Origin of the sequence: Microcoleus sp. MOSTC5, assembly GCF_036701825.1 — a bacterium.
GTDB classification, from domain to species: Bacteria; Cyanobacteriota; Cyanobacteriia; order Cyanobacteriales; family Microcoleaceae; genus Microcoleus; species Microcoleus asticus.
This window is the reverse complement of the sequence record NZ_JAUBRK010000017.1, coordinates 24623-41109: the sequence shown is the minus strand read 5'-3', so window position 1 is coordinate 41109 and position 16487 is coordinate 24623. Positions and strand designations below refer to the sequence as shown.

Here is a 16487-nt window from a genome sequence, read left to right as displayed (position 1 = left end):
TGCTTTATCGTGTACACCGCCTACTTATTCCAGGCAATGGAAATTACTATGAGCGCAGGACTGGGATTGTAAGTTACTGACAACAGTACAGGTATGAATTTAAATTACTATAGCGTATTTCTGCGGAAAGGGAGAGTACGATCGCCCTATCTACAGCCGCGCGCACCATAAAAACCTGCATTTACCTGCGATTCAACTCCATCCTTTCGCCGTAACGTAACAGCATATCCAAACTCTCCAAACGATTTTGCCAAGTTTGAACTTGATAGCTATTTTCTGCAGAATGCAAGCGCATCGAAGATTGAAATTGAGATTGAAAACTTCTTAACAATCTTTTAGCAGTTGCTAAACTTTCCGTTGAAGGATTTGCCGCCAATTTGCTCAAAGCTTGCGCCAATTCATCCGATCGACTTTCCAAAACTTTCAGTTCAGATTCCGACACCCGCAACTGATTGTTAGCCAACAAAAAACTCCATTCCTGCTTGAGAGCAGTATACCGCGAAGCCGCCGCCGCAAACGGCTGCCGGTAAGGAATCGGCTCCGCAGCAGAAGTGGAACGCACCGGCCGGCCTTGAGTGCGGTTAAAAAACCCCTGCATCGCGCTGCTGATACTTTCTACCGCAAAAATAGCATAGCCCCCAGTCGGCAAATCGCGCAAAGCTTGAATTTGGTCGATCGCCACAACTTCCGGGAGAGTCAATAACTTAACCGACGGAGAAATCAAAGCCGAACCGAGAATTTGTTCCTTTACCAGCGGTTCGGTGATGCGCTGAAGTCGGTTCGTATCCAAAGCATAAGTCATCGGCACAATCAAATCTACAATGCCCTGACGAGCCCAAACTTCCCAATTTTGCTGAATTTTGTAAATCCGCTGACTTTCCGGGTGCGGGAACACCGCCACCGACAGAATTGTGCGCGGATAATTCTGCCGCAAAAGCTGAGAAACTTCAGCTACAAAAGTATTAATTTGATTAGTTTTAAACTCAACCCACTGCCGCCACAAACTGCCGTCCCTGGGGGAAATATTCACCGGATCTGCACCAGTCAACTGCCTAAATTGCTGCCTTGCCGCAATACCGTAACCGTAAGTAAAATTCGCATTGTCATCTTGAAAAGGATAGCGAATATAGTCTAATTGTACCCCATCTACTTTGTAGTTGTTGGCAATTTCGCTGACAATTTGCAGCACATAATTCCGCGCTTCCGGGTTAGCTGGATCGAGATAAAATTTACCGTCGTTAGGATGTTGCGTGCGTCCTTTATTGTCAATATTTGCCCACTGTGGATGAGCGGAAAGCACCGGCCCGGGATAAGAACTAGGCTGGCCAATTAAAGTATTGTGGCGCTTATTTCCTGTGGCAAAAACCCAAACCCAAGCGTGCAGTTCCATGCCTCGCTCGTGGGCTAATTTAACCGCAGATGCCAGCGGATCCCAGCCAACAGTCAGGGGATTTTGTTGCGGTGCAACTTGACTCGGATAAATCGTATATCCGGCATTCAAAGTTTCAAAGAAAACAGTATTGATACCGGCGGCGGCGAGCCGATCGAACACTGCCGCCAAACCCTGTTCAGATCGCGCTGCGACGATCGTACCGCGATCGAGCCAAACCGCCCGAATTTCAGCCCCAACCCGCTGCCCTTCCTTCGGGTAATTTTGCCACAGCAACTGTCGCGCTTCCACCCACTGCTTTCTAGCCTCCGCATAGTTTTGCTCTTGCAGCAGTTGGTCAAAAGTTTGTAAAACCTGCCGCGCTTGGGCGATCGCCCGCGCCGTTGCCCCTTGCAGAACAGGCGGGCGGCTGGCTGCCGGGCCGCCGGCACTGTTGCTTGCAGCCACCAGTTGAGGGGGGGTAGCAGCATTGAGATTGACGGCGGTATTGGCTGAATTAGCTGCTGTCAAGGCGCTTTCAAACCTGCCAAGGAGGTTGGTGAGTTCTTGGCGCATCAAATAGGCTTCAATGCTGACGATCGGCTTATTGGAATTTGCCTGCACGTCCAAACCCGCCGGCGCAGACTGATCGGAAGGGTCTGTAAAAGTTGCAGGTACTGGATCGGGAAGCGCACCCGAGGGAGAAACTCCGCTCAGCGGGGTACTGCGCGGCGAACTAGGCGTGTTTCTAGTGACTCTGGAGGGGGGATTTGGTAGCGGGGTCGCGGCAGCAGTGGGCGGCGCTACAGGCTGCGAAGCGATTGTGCCTCCCCAGCGGGCGATCGAGGCTTGCAGCCAAGCCTTATCTACATTTGCCGAACCGTCGCTACCCCAGCGCCAGCCGAGATATGTAGCGCGGTCCGTGGCGATGGCTGCGGAGGAACCGGAACTATCTTTCCAAGTAGCAATAGTTTGACTGTTTGCATCAGCCGGAATCAAGACACCGCCTTGGACTGAGGCATTTTTTTGTTCTGGTGGCACCCAACTGCTAGAAGTAGTGCAAGCCAGATCCCGACAGCGGCTGCGCGGTTGCGGGGTCGCCGGTTGGGTTAACGGAAAAGCCCAATAGGCCCCGAGGAGCGATCGCAAAGACTGGCGCACCAAGGCCGGGGAACTCCGGCCGACGGGCCCCGAAGCAATCAAGCGACCGCCCTGGGAGGCCCAAGCTTCTAAAACTTTAATTTGTGCCGGAGTCAAAGTTTCAATGTTGGGCAAAAACAGCACGTTAACGCCTGCTAAATCCGCCGCATTTTTGATTTCTTCGAGATTGATTGGTTTGTAAGCAATGCCGCTTTCCCAGAGGCGCGTGGTAATCTTCACCCAGTCGGGAGAATTCTCGGAACTGCGAACAACGCCCAGAACTACTTCTGCGAAACTCGGAGAGGGAAATAGGATGAAGAGATTGAGTAACGTACTAGCTAGAGTTCCAATTAAGACTCTTTGCAAGAAAGTGAAAAAGCGAATTTTTTGAACCTGGGAGCAGGCATCAGGCATTTGATGAGGCTTATTGATTTGTTGCATAAATATGAGAATTACTCACCACACCACTAAAGAAAAATTCAATAACAATTAAGAGCGATCGAGCGATTTTAGATTTTAGATTTTAGATTTTAGATTTTAGATTTTAGATTTGGGATTTAAATCTTGGTCTATTCCTCATGACAGTTGACAGGTGACTGTTTGGAAATTTGAACAATACCGATGTAACCGGAAACGATTTTAGATTAAAACCTAGGTGCATTTGGGTTGAAAAACCCCAAATACAATTTAGATGCCGCACAGCTTACAGCCAACAGTCAACTGTCAACAGCCAACTGTCAACTGTCAACTGTCAACTGTCAACACTTTTCTAAGTTGCAGCTTCATTCACCGGAAATCTATCAATTAACTGCATCGCCCGACAAGCATTCCTCCGCAAAGAATCCGAAACATGAGGAACATGAGGAATCTGAGACAAGAAATCCAAAGTCCGGCGCAAAATCCGCACCACATCCCCTTCATCCAAACTCGTATGGCTAATCAGTTCCAGCCATTCAACGCCTAGAGCCCACTGTTCGACCAAAGTCACTAAATCCCGTTCCAGCCAAATCGGGATCGCAGCTTCGTGGCGGTACTGAACTTGAAACAACCGGCGGCGCAAGCCTTTTTGCAGATTGTCCAAAGGTGCTAAAACTTCAGGCGACAGCGAGTAGTGAGTCCAACTGTCGGGCCTGGAAACTTCTGTAACTAAGGCCGCGCAAGCAGCAGCTAGGTGGTGGGGGTCGAGTTCGTCAAACTCCGCAGACATCAGCGACAAACCCAGCCACAGTTCGTTATCGCCCCGAATGGCGGCGCAAGCTTGGCCCAAGATTGTGGGCACCAACCTGTCGGAGGATTCATCTCGGTTTCCAGTTGCCGAAACTACTTTTTCCAAGCAGCCGAAATTCAGCAAGATGTCGATTAAGTTGAGAAATTGCTCCCAGTAGCGAGCTCGCTGCTTTTCTAACTCTTGTTCGCTTTTGCGGATTTCTTTTTTCAATTCTTCCCGGCGGCGCTGGCGTTTGAGCAAAGTACCAGGATTGCCCCATTCTAGAACCGGGTGAATTTCTAGCTGAGCTTCTAGGGCTGCGATTTTCTGCTGTTGCTCGATCGCCTCTGGGCTCGGTTCCGGTGTCGGCAATTCTGGGATCGATGCAGCAATTGAAGCAGTTTCTTCATTTGCCAAGCGGCACTGGCCGAGTCTCAGGGGCATTTCCGACGGCGGGTTCAAGGTATCTGCAACGCTCAAGCGGGGTAATTCGGCGTGCAGGGTAGCGACATCGCTAATGGCGACGATATACCAGCGGTTATCTTTGCCCAAGCACACCAAATTTGGAGCTTGGCCGGAACCTGCGATTTTGGCAACCAATACGGCGGGTACAGGAGTTGTGTGCGATCGTTTGGCTGTCGGAACGTGCTTACCTTTGAGACTCAGAACCGTGCCGAGCACTGCAAAAGCCACAGCTACGGACATTTCCTTAAATCGCGCTTCTTCAGCTTGCTGCAATAAAGTTTTCAGCAAACGTTTGTCTTCTTTGAGTCTTCCCTGCAATTTTTCGTAATGGGCGAGCTCTTTTTCCAGGGTGGAGACATTTCCTCCGGCCGCCAGGGACTCTTCCAGCACCGCCAATTCTGTTTGCAATCGGTCTAATTCTGCTTGCTGCGGCTGCAAGTACAAGGTAGACAGGTATTGACCAAAACTCCGCTCTACCAACTCTTGAGCTTCGTCGAGAGTGTGAGTTTGCAGCAAATTCAGCACCATGCCGTAGCTGGGAGTAAACTGACTGGCGAGGGGGTCGGCTTTGGCTGTTGCCAAATAAGAGGCTTCTTTTGCGCCTTCAAAGCGCGTCTGAACTGCGACTACGTGCCCGAGCTCGTCCATCCCCCGCCGACCCGCCCGACCGGCCATTTGCAGGAATTCTGAAGCGTTTAGCAGTCGGTGTCCCTTGTCGGTGCGCTTGGACAGGGTGGAAATGACTGTGGTGCGGGCGGGCATATTAATCCCGGCTGCTAGGGTTTCGGTGGCAAATACGACTTTAATCAAACCTCTGCCAAAGAGTTCTTCTACTAAACCTTTCCAAGCGGGCAAAATACCTGCGTGGTGGGCGGCGATGCCTTTTAAAAGTGCTTCTTTTTGACCGAAGCGTTCTGCTTCTGGGTTTCGCTGTAAAAAATCGTCAATGATGCGTTTGAGTTCGGCTGTTTCGGCTTCGTTAACCAGGGAGAAATTGCCGACTTCTGCGACTGCTTGGTCGCACCCGCGACGGCTGAAGATGAAGTAAATTGCTGGTAGCATATCTCGATCGTCCAACCGGGCCAAAACATCGGTCAAACTCGGAGTGGGGATGCTGCCTCTTTCTACTTTTTGCTGCTTCTTTTTGGGGACTAACCGGACATTAACTCTTTTGCCGGTCTCGTCTAGCAGGGGAAATATCCCTTTTTGGTTGGCGAAGTGGAATTGCAGCGGCACTGGCCGAAAGTCTGAGTAGACGAGCTCTGTGGGCCCGTGGACTTTGTTAATCCAGTCTGTGAGTTGCTCGCTATTGGCAACGGTTGCTGAGAGGGCGAGCAGTTGAATTTCGCTCGAACAGTAGATGATGGATTCTTCCCAGACGGTACCGCGCTGGCGATCGTTCATGTAGTGACACTCGTCGAGCACCACGGTTTCGACTCCGGTGAGGGAAGTACCGACTTCTCCTATAGGCGTACCGTAGAGCATATTCCGAAATATTTCGGTAGTCATCACCAAAATCGGCGCATCTCGATTGACGGAGATGTCGCCGGTGAGCAAACCTACGTTGTCGTCTCCAAATTGATTGCGGAAGTCGCGCAGCTTTTGGTTGGACAGAGCTTTGAGGGGAGTGGTGTAGAAGACGCGCCGCCCCCGATCGAGTGCTTGATGGATGGCGTATTCCCCGATTAACGTTTTCCCAGAGCCTGTGGGAGCGCACACGACAACGGATTTACCTGCATCGAGGGCGGCGATCGCCTCTCTCTGAAAGTTATCTAGCTCGAAGGGAAATATGGTCTTCAGATCCAGCTCTGGGCGGTTCTGGGCAGTGTCTGGCACAAGGATTATTATAAGGTTTCAGGGTAAGTATGCTTAAATCTTGCTGAAAGCAAGTCAGCAGAGGACTGTATTGATTTTAGACCTTCGTCAGCAAATCGGCTATGAAGGAATAAGTCTGTTGGCAGTTGGCAGTTGGCAGTTGGCAGTTGGCAGTTGGCAGTTGGCAGTTGGCAGTTGGCAGAAGAAATAAAAAAAATTGTGCCTTCTTCCTTCTTCCTTCTTCCTTCTTCCCTCTTCCTGACATCCGTTACATCCGTTACATAATCCGTTGCCGAACTTCCCTCTTCCTTCTTCCTTCTTCCTTCTTCCTTCTTCCCTCTTCCTTCTTCCTTCTTCCTTCTTCCTTCTTCCTTCTTCCTTCTCTATGATTCCAGTTATTTCGACTATTCCTGTGGTGCAGCTTGCTTCGGGCGATCGGCTTTCACTGCAAGTCTATCAGTTCCAAGGTGCGATTCCCGGCAAAAAAGCTTATCTCCAATCTAACCTCCACGGTGCTGAGATTAGCGGTAATGCGGTGATTTACCAATTAATTGAGTTTTTAAGGTCTTTGGACAGCAGCCAGTTAAGCGGCGAAATTTGGCTAGTTCCTGTTTGCAATCCTGTGGGTGTGAGTCAGCGATCGCACCATTTTTCCCCTGGTCGGTACAATCTTTATGATGGGGTAAATTGGAACCGAATTTTCTGGGATTTTGAAAAACAAGGGGAAGATATTCTGGGTTTTGCTAATTCTCACATTCATCTCGATGCCGATACTGTCAAAGTTAATTACAGAAAAGCGATTGCTTTGAGTTTTGCCAAAGAGTTGGCAAAAATTAACGCTCCTAGTTGCCGCCCCTACAGCGAACTTTACCGATATCAGCTACAATCTTTGTGTTTGGATGCTGACTATGTGCTGGATTTGCACAGTTCTACGAATCAAAGTTTAGATTACCTTTACTGTTTTAATTCCCGCGAGGAGAGTGCAAAAGCTTTTTTGCTCGATCGCACAATCTTGTTTGACGAGTACGATGGCGATGCTTTTGACGAGGCGTTTATCAAGCCTTGGCTGGCTTTGGAGAAGATTTTGGCCGAGTTGGGAAGTGCGATTAAATTTGACGTGGAAGCTTGGACTTTAGAATTAGGTTCGGGGATGGAAATGAATCCCGAGTCGGTGGCGAATGGCTTGCGGGGCATCAAAAATTACTTAGCAAGTAAGGGTTTATTGAAAATTGATGGATTTCCTCTCCCGGAAACTGCGGCGCATCAAGTTATTTTCACCCCCAAAAATTCGGTTAACAAATACTACGCGCCAGCAGGCGGAATGATTCAAAATCGAGTGCAATTGGGTAGTTATGTCAAAAAGGGCGATCGGCTTTATCAAATTCTCAGCTTTAATAAGAATGGGGAATTTCCGAGTTTGGTTGATGTTTGTGCTGAGTCGGATGTTTTCATTTTTGATGTTTCGACAAATCAGTCAGTAAATCAAGGAGAGTATGTGTTGTCTGTGATGGCAGATTGAGAATACCAAGAAACCCGGTTTCTTGAATAAACCGGGTTTCTGAAAACCTATTGCTAGTCGAACCATAATTTACGATCTAATATTGAATAGGGCTTGTTTAAATTCCGCTGCACTTTTATAATAAATTTCAGGATTGTCAATTAAAGCGCGATCGATAACTGTGGCTAGCGGTTGAGGAATAGCAGAAGTGCGATCGTCCACAGGAACCCCATCATTTTGTAAAACCGTCAAAAACTGGTCTTGACCCTGCAAATTTCGCGGGAAATATCCCGTTATCATCACATACAAACAAGCCGCTCGATTTGGGATTATAGAAAATTTTACTCCCCCCCTTAGCAAGGGGCTAACTCTTACTCCCCCCCTTAGCAAGGGGCTAACTCTTACTCCCCCCCTTAGCAAGGGGGGGCTGGGGGGGTAAAATACCCGATGTTCTCAACGATTTAATCTAATCTACCTTTCTAACTCTTACTCCCCCCCTTAGCAAGGGGGGGCTGGGGGGGGTAAAACACCAGAAGTTCTTAGCGATTTAATCCCCTCTACAATAACATCTAAAACCCCATCCAAATTATGATAAACATCCTCATTAGTAAACCTCAAAAATTTAATTCTGGCCGACTCAATAAAGGCCTGCCTTTCTGCATCATATTCTACAGCGCCCTCCACAAAATGGCTGTCACCATCAACTTCTAGTGCTAACTTGATTTCCTGTGAGTAGAAATCTAGCACAAATGCTGCTACACTATATTGTCTGCGAAATTTACAATTTTCAAGCCGTCTGTTTCTAATGTGTTCCCATAGTCGCTTTTCAGCTTCTGTCATTTCTGTGCGAAGCTTCTGTCGCTTGAATTTTTCTGAGGTTATGTTGTAGAGCATTGTCATTGTTATATAGGATTTTTTTGTTGGTCTTTTGGTTCTTTAACCCCCCCAACCCCCCCTTGCTAAGGGGGGGCTAAGAGTTTTTTGAGTTTGTTCGGTGGTGGTACGGTTTATGGTTGAATGAAAATACCGATCGCATTATGAACTCTCGCAGCCGTTGACGGAGGCCGATCGAGCAAACTACCTCCCAAATACAAACTCGTCGAACTTCCCCCATCCAAATTTAAAGCCTCCACAGCACCCATTTGCTGCAATATCTGCGCCAGTTCTGCAAAATTTGGCCCCGCCCCGCCCGCGCGATTGTGCACGGCTACAATCAGCAAATTCCCCGCAGCAGTTCGCCCGATCGCACTTCTAATTGCTGTCTGCCTAACATAGGCATCGCTAAACCCTTCCGCCTTCGCATCCAGCACAACTCGACTGTTTTGTACCAACACCGGCCCGCCGCCGAGAATGTACGGAAAACGGTTGAAATCAGCAGGAAAAGTGTTAGTTTCTAAACGCAATAAAGTGCCGATGGATAGTTCAGATGCAGGGAAAACATCGGAACGTAAAACCAAAATATAACCGTTAGCTGGAATGGGAAAAGTTATTGTTCCCGCCGCACCTCCGGGGGATTGGCTGACAACTCTATCGTCCGCAACTGTCACAACTATTTCATTGCCAGACAACGGAGTATAAGTTGTTCCCCAATCAGAATTGTAGCGACCGATTCCCGGTTGTACGTAGGCACTATTGAGATGAGAAACTGGCAAAGTTTGATTTGCCGGAGTTATTACAGTTTCTTGCAAAGTTAAACGATCGATCGCAAATTCTCCCCCATCGTTCCAGGCGATCGCCCCCCGGTTCAATATCGGCCCGGAAAGCCATTTATTGTCGCGCCGAATTGCCCCTAAAGCTAAGCGATTTATCCGATTGAAAAACCCTGCATTAATCGCCGCAGCCGCACCCGACACTTCTGCTGTTTGCAATAAAGGTGCAGTTCCTTGAACGGCAGGCGGATTGCTGAGAATTGGTCGAAGTTTTACACCGGATTGACGCGGATTCACTTCTAGCCAAACTACTGGAAAACGAGCCGTTCCTAAATTTTGATACTGCTGCCGCCACTGCACACCGGGAGCCCAAACAATGTTTTTTTCTACTAACGAATCTGGTCGAATGTCGATCACTAATCGATTGGGATTTCCCAGGCTGAAAACTTGCGGCCGCCAACCTAAAGGAATCGTCACTTTGACTCGGGTTTGAGCGCCGTCAGGTTCGACTTTTAGTGATAGCAATTGTTTGCTGGTTTGAAAAGTGTCCTGAAGTAAGACGGGATCGATTTTGGCATCGATCGCGATCGACCATTCTTGACCGGCGATCGGCGCTGCGGGCGTTATTTGCAGCGGCAGGGCGGGTTTGGTCGGGTCGTCTGGTGTTTCGAGGTTTGGCGCTGTGCGGAGGTTTGGCAGTGGGATAGCGGGCTTTGTGGGGTCGTCGGGGGGGTTGGGTGCGGGTGTCGGCGACGGGCTTGGTTTATCGACAAAGTTGACTTGCCACGGAGTTGGTCGATCGAGATCTACAACAATGCGATCGCCCGATTCTATTTCTGCTTGCCGAATTCCGGTAACACTTGCAGTTTGAGAAGTAATTTTTAGAATATTCCCATCAACAGATATCTGCCAGCCCGCAAGTCTAGCAAAATCGGTAACATCTAAGTAACGATAGGGCCCCGTTGCCCGCGCTGCTAAGCTTTGAGCGTCAGTTAAAGATACCGAAAACCACTGCACCGGTTGTTTGGCACTGTCGGCGCTGTTGAGCAAATCCACTCCCGCACTTTGCATCAATCCAACATCAGCAATCCAAGTTCGGAAATTCGCAGAAGTGCTGTTTTCCGCCTGCTGAGTCCAACTTAGAGGGAGAATGCGGCCGTTTAGAGACACTTGGCGACCTTGCCTAATTATCGAAGAGGGCGGTACAGATTGAGCCAAAAGCCTATAGTCCGACAGGGGTTTCAACCCCTGTCTCATAGCTGAAGTTTTCTCAACAGAAGTATCGCTCAATATTTCAGTCGGTTTTAACTCACATCTTGCACCATTCTCAAGAACAGGCAAGATGCCTGTGAAGCGAAGAGTAGATTTTCTTGTGGAACGGGCATCTTGCCTGTTCATAAAAGGCTTATTGACAATGCTGCAACATCTCAGTTTTAACCGACTTTCGCTATCAGCCAGGGAATTCATTTCCTGGCGGGCTCTCGAAGCATCAATCAACCCAGCCCTCTCCCCCTCTTGTGCTATTCCGGGTTGATTCCAGAGCAAAGACGGGGCGATCGCCAGTACGGGTAAAATCGAGGCTGACAATATTGGACGCCAATAGGAAAAATTACGTTTCACAGCTTACAACTCACAATTTCATTCCTAAACGCATGGGGATCTAGAAACCCGGAATATCCGTATGTTTCTTCTTACTAAGCGGCGCTAATTGCCCTAAAGACCTACTAGCAACTGCTCACCCCGGAATACAAATCACAAACTCCGAACCCTCTCCGATGGAGGAATTCACAAGTAACGTACCTCCATGTTTTTCCACCACAATTTGGCGGGCTATAGACAATCCTAATCCAGTTCCTTGACCCACAGACTTGGTTGTGAATAAGTGGTTAAAGATGTTTTCCTTGATTTCGTTCGACATCCCCACTCCATTATCCTTAATGCGAATCAAAACCTGATTGTTGGATTCGCTCAGAGCAGTTTGAACCGTAATTTGGTTGGGTCGGGCTTTAATTTCACTAAAACTCCGCTCCTTATTTGACTCCTCTAGAGCATCAATGGCATTGGCCAGTACATTCATAAATACCTGGTTTAACTGTCCGGGAAAGCATTTCACTAGGGGCAAGTTACCATACTCTTTTACAACTTCAATGGCAGGGCGGAACTCGCTGGCTTTTAAACGGTGCTTGAGAATCAGCAGAGTGCTCTCTAGTCCGTCGTGAATATTGAAAGCAATTGGTCGATCGCTATCTGCCCTGGAAAACGTTCTCAAACTCGTACTGATATTGCGGATGCGATCGACTCCCTCCTGCATCGAGCCAATCAATTTCGGTAAATCTTCTCGCAAATACTCCAAGTCTATATCCTCAATTTTTTCTTCAACTTTAGCTCCTGGCTTGGGAAAACTATCTTGATATACATCGATTAGCTCGAACAAATCTTGTACATATTCTTGAGCTGGCTGTAAATTGCCGGCAATAAAACCTACGGGATTGTTAATTTCGTGGGCTACCCCTGCGACTAAATTTCCGAGTGCAGACATCTTCTCACCCTGCACCAATTGCAACTGCATCTGTTTGAGATCGTGAAGGTAAAGCTCTAGTTTTTGGGCATATTCCTGGGATTGCTGATACAGTCGGGCGTTCTGTAGGGAAATTGCAGCTTGCGAGCACAGGATGTTGAGGATGGTGACGCGATCGCTCGTGAATGCTCCCGTTATTAAATTATTTTCTAGATATAAAATACCTATTAACTTACCTTGATGCAAAATCGGGTTACACAAAATACTCTTGGGTTGCTGATTAATGATATATGGATCGTTAGCTAAAGTCGGATCTGCCGTCGCATCAAGTAGCACAATAGTCTGCTGGTTATGCTTGACTTTGTAGATTAGTTTTAAGGGTAGCTCTTGACAGTTTTCAATGGGAAGCTGTTGCAACACGACGGGCTCTGTCCCCAGAGTAATCGACCCTTTAATTAACAGTCGATCGTCTTGCAAGAGCATTAACACGCACTTATCGGCTCCTGCATTTTCTATGGCGATCGAAAGCAACGATGTCAGTAGTTTTTTGAGGTCTATTTCACGGGATATTGCTTGGGAAGCTTTGAGAATAGTACCTAAATCTAAAGCCACAGAAACACTACTACTGGATGTGGCCGAACTGGTGGAGGTGACACTACCCAATGTCAAGAGAATTTCGTGAGCGGAGAGAGGAGAACGGGTTTGCTCTAATATAGGTGTAAGTAGTTGAGGATAGCGAGCTTCTAAGTCAGCGACTTTGGCTTTTGCACCCCAACGAGCGTAGGCATAGTAGGCGTTCGTCATGTATTCCCCAGCTATGCGCTCTTTGCCCCAATCTAGGTAGAACTTTGCTGCCAGTTCGTTAGCAAGTGCTTCTTCTTGCATATATTCGTTGGCTTTGGCAAGAGAAATCGCCTTGTCGTAAAACTCAGTTGCTTTGACTTTTTGTCCTAACACTCGACATTTTTCCGCCTCTACCAAATCAACCTTATGTTGATAATTCATGGGTGCATGATACGCCCATTGCTGTAACTTTGTTTGGTTTTCTATTACACCCTGCAATGCTTCTGATGCTTCATCTAACTGTGGATTTAATTGTGCCAAAGTTAACAGAGAATCATAAAGATAAAATACTGGTTCGGTGACTAATCCCGCACCAGCCATAAAATAGCGCCTGACTTCAATAGCATGATTTTTCGCTATCTCAATTTCTCCAAACAAGAAACAAAGCATCAGTTTATACAAATGGAAAATATACAATCCATATCCATCTTTGGCAGACTGTAGCTGCTGGAGAAATTCTGTTTCTTCAAGGGCTTTTCCAGACAAAAGGGTGGTATGTTCTGCAAGACCTAGCAGATTTAAAACAGGTTGCCAATAGATCCGGCAATAATTTGCGGTTGTCAATTGATTTAATTGCATCAAACTATGGCAGTAGGCGCAAATATCCTGCTCTAAGGTAGCCAGGGGTTGACTGCACCAAAAAGAATTGAGACAAAAAGTGTGCCCATTATATCCAGCAAGTACCAGATTTCCAAATTCTAGGGCGCTGGTGTAACCCTCTTGCAAGAGGGGTAGTGTTTCTTTAATGTGAGATTTGCGGTGTACAATAAATATCCCCAAAATCATCAAAACATCTGTTTTACTTGCTTTGGCATCGAGTTTTGAAATAACCTGGAGTGCCAGGGAACCAAACTGCGATCCTGTATCTATTTGTAAGAAATTGCAGAGAATATTGCCATAGGTTGCATAGCCTAAAGCAGAAGTCGATGTGTTACCGTACTGAATTGATAGTTTAACGGACAAACTATTCAGCAATGGGTACAGCGCAGAACCAGTGAGGTAAGCGGCTGGGATAATGATATTGATAATTTTAAGAGTACCGAGTTTTTCTGCATCTGTCATTTCAGGCAAGTGAACCAAATCAGCGATTTCCCGATCGCCAATGAGTTCCTCAATCTCTTGGATTTCCTGTTGAATATCTGATGGTGTCGGTGTTTCTGGAAAGGTGACACCAAGCTGTTGTAAGACTGGTTGGGCGATCGCGATCGCTGATGTCAGTTTACTTTGGGAAATATGAGATTGAATTCTAATACAGTAAACATTGACTTTTTCAGGTAAGGATCGTGCCTGTTGAATGACAATATCAATGAACTGTTCCATCGCCTCAAAGTTACCGTTTAGCATTGCTACTTCCGCAGCTAATTCATATAAGGCGAGGGTCATTTCATACTGCTGCTGCCAAGTATTGTTTCCCAAAAGAGACAATCCCACTGTCGCATATTCATGCGCTGCTTGATAGGCAGTTGAAGTTTTAGCTTTGCGACAGGCAATTAAATTGAGTAGGGCTAATTCTTCTCGTTGAGTTGGTTGGGTAATTAAAGCAGTTCCGTGATTTAATTGATTGACGATTTCAAAAATACGGTCTTCTCTTGCTTCTGCGGAAATCTGTTGCAGCAGCAGTTGTCCGATTTGGTAATGAGTCGCCTGTTTTTGGTCATCGGGAATTAGGGAATAGGCTGCTTGTTGAACGCGATCGTGTAAAAACTTATATTTGGGTAATTGGTCGTGGGTAATTGATAAGTGGTCAAATTCCTGACCATTCCCGATTACCGATTCGCTATTCTCCTCTGCTTGATAAAACTTATAAATTTCACTAATGGGTAAAATTAGCCCTTCTTGCAGCGCCTTCCATAAAGCGGATGCGGTTTCTACTGGCGAATTTTCATCAACAATTGCTAAGGTCGCCAAATCGAACTGATTGCCAATACAAGCAGCTAACTTTAAAACGGACTGTGTTTTACTTGGCAACTTTCGCAACTGAAGTGCCATGAATTCTACTACATCATCCGTTAGTGCCAAGGTGCGCACTCTAGAAATATCGCACTGCCAATACCGAGCTTCACAATTAAATTCAATTAACCCATCTTCATGCAAAGATTTGAGGAATTGTGTGCTGAAAAATGGATTGCCTTTAGTTTTCTGATAAACGAGTTCGGTCAAAGGCAGAGCCAAGGCTGTAGAACAAGCTAGAGTATCGGCAACTAAACTATTTACGTCGGTTTGAGCGAGGGGAGCTAAGGTAATAGTATTTACCTTTGCTTCAGTTTTTTGAATCTCTGATAAAGTCAGTATTAATGGATGAGCTGGAAATACTTCGTTATCCCGATAAGCTCCAATTAATAAGAGATAGCGGTGTTCTGTAGCACTCATCAGCAGTTGAATTAATTTTAACGATGCTGAGTCTGCCCATTGCAAATCGTCCAAGAATATTACTAAGGGATGTTCTTTTATTGTGAATACTTTAATAAACTTTTCAAACAACAAATTAAAGCGATTTTGAGCGGCACTGCCCGAAAGTTCTAGGACTGGCGGTTGCGGCCCGATAATACGTTCGAGTTCGGGAATTACTTCAATTATCGCTTGAGCGCTATCGCCCAAAGCTGCCAATATTTCTAACCTGCATTGTTCAACTTTAGCATCGGTTTCCGATAGCAATTGTGCCATTAAATCGCGAAAAGCTTGGACAAACGCACTAAAGGGAAGGTTGCGTTGGAATTGGTCAAATTTGCCTTTAATAAAGTAGCCGCGCTGCCGGACTATGGGTTTGTGAACTTCGTTGACAACAGCGGTTTTACCAATGCCGGAGAAACCAGCAACGAGCATCATTTCGGCGCTACCTGCACTCACGCGGTCAAACGCCGCTAGCAGGGAGAATACTTCGCTTTCTCTACCGTATAATTTTTCGGGGATGATGAAGCGATCGCACAAATCTCGCTGCCCTATTTTAAAGTTAGTCAGCGCCCCTGTCTCTTGCCACTGGGATAAGCAAGTTTCCAAATCAAACTTGAGTCCCAGCGCGCTTTGATAGCGACATTCAGCATTCTTCGCCATCAATTTGCTGACAATCTCAGACAGCACCAATGGAACGCTATTGTTAACTCTTGAGGCTGCCACTGGCTGTTTGGCAAGGTGGCAGTGTACCAAATCCATTGGGTCGTCTGTTTGGAACGGTAACTTTCCTGTTAGTAATTCGTAGAATGTTACTCCTAGCGAGTAGAAATCTGTGCGGTAATCAATGCCTCTGTTCATTCGCCCAGTTTGTTCGGGAGATATGTAGGGTAAAGTGCCTTCGAGGACGTTAGGATTTTGAATTTCTTGGGTTTCGCGCGGCAGCAGGGAAGCGATGCTGAAGTCAATTAACTTGACTTCTTTGCTGACCGGGTTAATCAGAATGTTGGCAGGTTTGAGGTCTTTATGGATGACTCGGTGGCGATAAAGTCCGTCCAGGGCGTTGGCAATTTGAATCGCCACGGGCAGAAACTCGTTAACGGGCAGGCCTTCTACAGGTTCGTTGCTAGCGGATGCTAGATTAGCCTGGTAGCTACTTAAGGAAATTCCGCCAAAGTCTTCCATCACCAGAGCATAGTGGTTCTGGTACGTTTCCAGGCTGTATGCCTTCACACTTCCGGGGATATCTAAGTTTTTAGCAATGATGTACTGGTTGCGGAAATGAACCAGTTCGTTGAAGCGGGGAAAGTCATTTCGCAGCAGTTTGATTGCGACGGGCTGCCCATTTTCCGTGCGAATGCCGCGATAAACTAAAGTTCGATTGCCTGCGTATATTTGCTCGTTAATGTGATATCCTAGGAAAAGCTTTGCGATCTTAGTCATATCTACGTATTCCTACTACTTCTGTCAACCCTGAAGTTTCTGAGAGTTGCTATCTACTATTTTCGCTCTATCTGTCATGCTATTCATAAATTACATTTTTCTTAACATTGGAGAGCAAATTATGAAACAGCGATTTGAAAAACAAGACTTAA

8 protein-coding genes are annotated in these 16487 nt (G+C 46.8%); 1 reads left to right on the top strand and 7 read right to left on the bottom strand.

The annotated features are described in order from the left end of the window. Nucleotides 1–181: 181 nt before the first annotated feature. The 3 genes from QUA54_RS11510 to QUA54_RS11500 all read right to left on the bottom strand — a co-directional run bounded on the left by QUA54_RS11510 (nt 182) and on the right by QUA54_RS11500 (nt 6261). On the bottom strand, nt 182–2923 hold the full coding sequence (locus QUA54_RS11510; protein ID WP_445301548.1) for a family 10 glycosylhydrolase: 2742 nt from the start codon (nt 2921–2923) through the stop codon (nt 182–184). A gap of 355 nt (nt 2924–3278) precedes the next feature. Continuing rightward, nucleotides 3279–6017, bottom strand: coding sequence for a DEAD/DEAH box helicase (locus tag QUA54_RS11505; RefSeq protein WP_333414739.1), 2739 nt, complete (start codon nt 6015–6017; stop codon nt 3279–3281). Nucleotides 6018–6093: 76 nt separating this feature from the next. Then, complete coding sequence (locus QUA54_RS11500) at nt 6094–6261, bottom strand: hypothetical protein (protein ID WP_333414738.1); 168 nt, start codon at nt 6259–6261, stop codon at nt 6094–6096. A 120-nt stretch (nt 6262–6381) separates the two neighbouring features. On the opposite strand from QUA54_RS11500, the gene QUA54_RS11495 reads away from it, so the two are divergent. Beyond that, nucleotides 6382–7515 carry a succinylglutamate desuccinylase/aspartoacylase family protein gene (locus QUA54_RS11495; protein ID WP_333414737.1) on the top strand — a complete coding sequence of 378 codons (1134 nt, stop codon included), beginning with the start codon at nt 6382–6384 and terminating at the stop codon, nt 7513–7515. A gap of 69 nt (nt 7516–7584) precedes the next feature. On the opposite strand, the gene QUA54_RS11490 is transcribed toward QUA54_RS11495, so the two are convergent. The 4 genes from QUA54_RS11490 to QUA54_RS11475 all read right to left on the bottom strand — a co-directional run bounded on the left by QUA54_RS11490 (nt 7585) and on the right by QUA54_RS11475 (nt 16335). Beyond that, nucleotides 7585–7797, bottom strand: coding sequence for a hypothetical protein (locus QUA54_RS11490; protein WP_333414736.1), 213 nt, complete (start codon nt 7795–7797; stop codon nt 7585–7587). Nucleotides 7798–7992: 195 nt separating this feature from the next. Next, nucleotides 7993–8388: an endonuclease domain-containing protein gene (locus QUA54_RS11485; protein WP_333414795.1), complete on the bottom strand. Its 396-nt coding sequence runs from the start codon at nt 8386–8388 to the stop codon at nt 7993–7995. 113 nt (nt 8389–8501) lie between these two features. Beyond that, nucleotides 8502–10763 (bottom strand): phosphodiester glycosidase family protein, encoded by a 2262-nt coding sequence (locus tag QUA54_RS11480; protein ID WP_333414735.1) that lies wholly within the window; start codon nt 10761–10763, stop codon nt 8502–8504. Between the two features lie 115 nt (nt 10764–10878). Continuing rightward, on the bottom strand, nt 10879–16335 hold the full coding sequence (locus QUA54_RS11475) for an AAA family ATPase (protein ID WP_333414734.1): 5457 nt from the start codon (nt 16333–16335) through the stop codon (nt 10879–10881). Between the last annotated feature and the right edge of the window lie 152 nt (nt 16336–16487).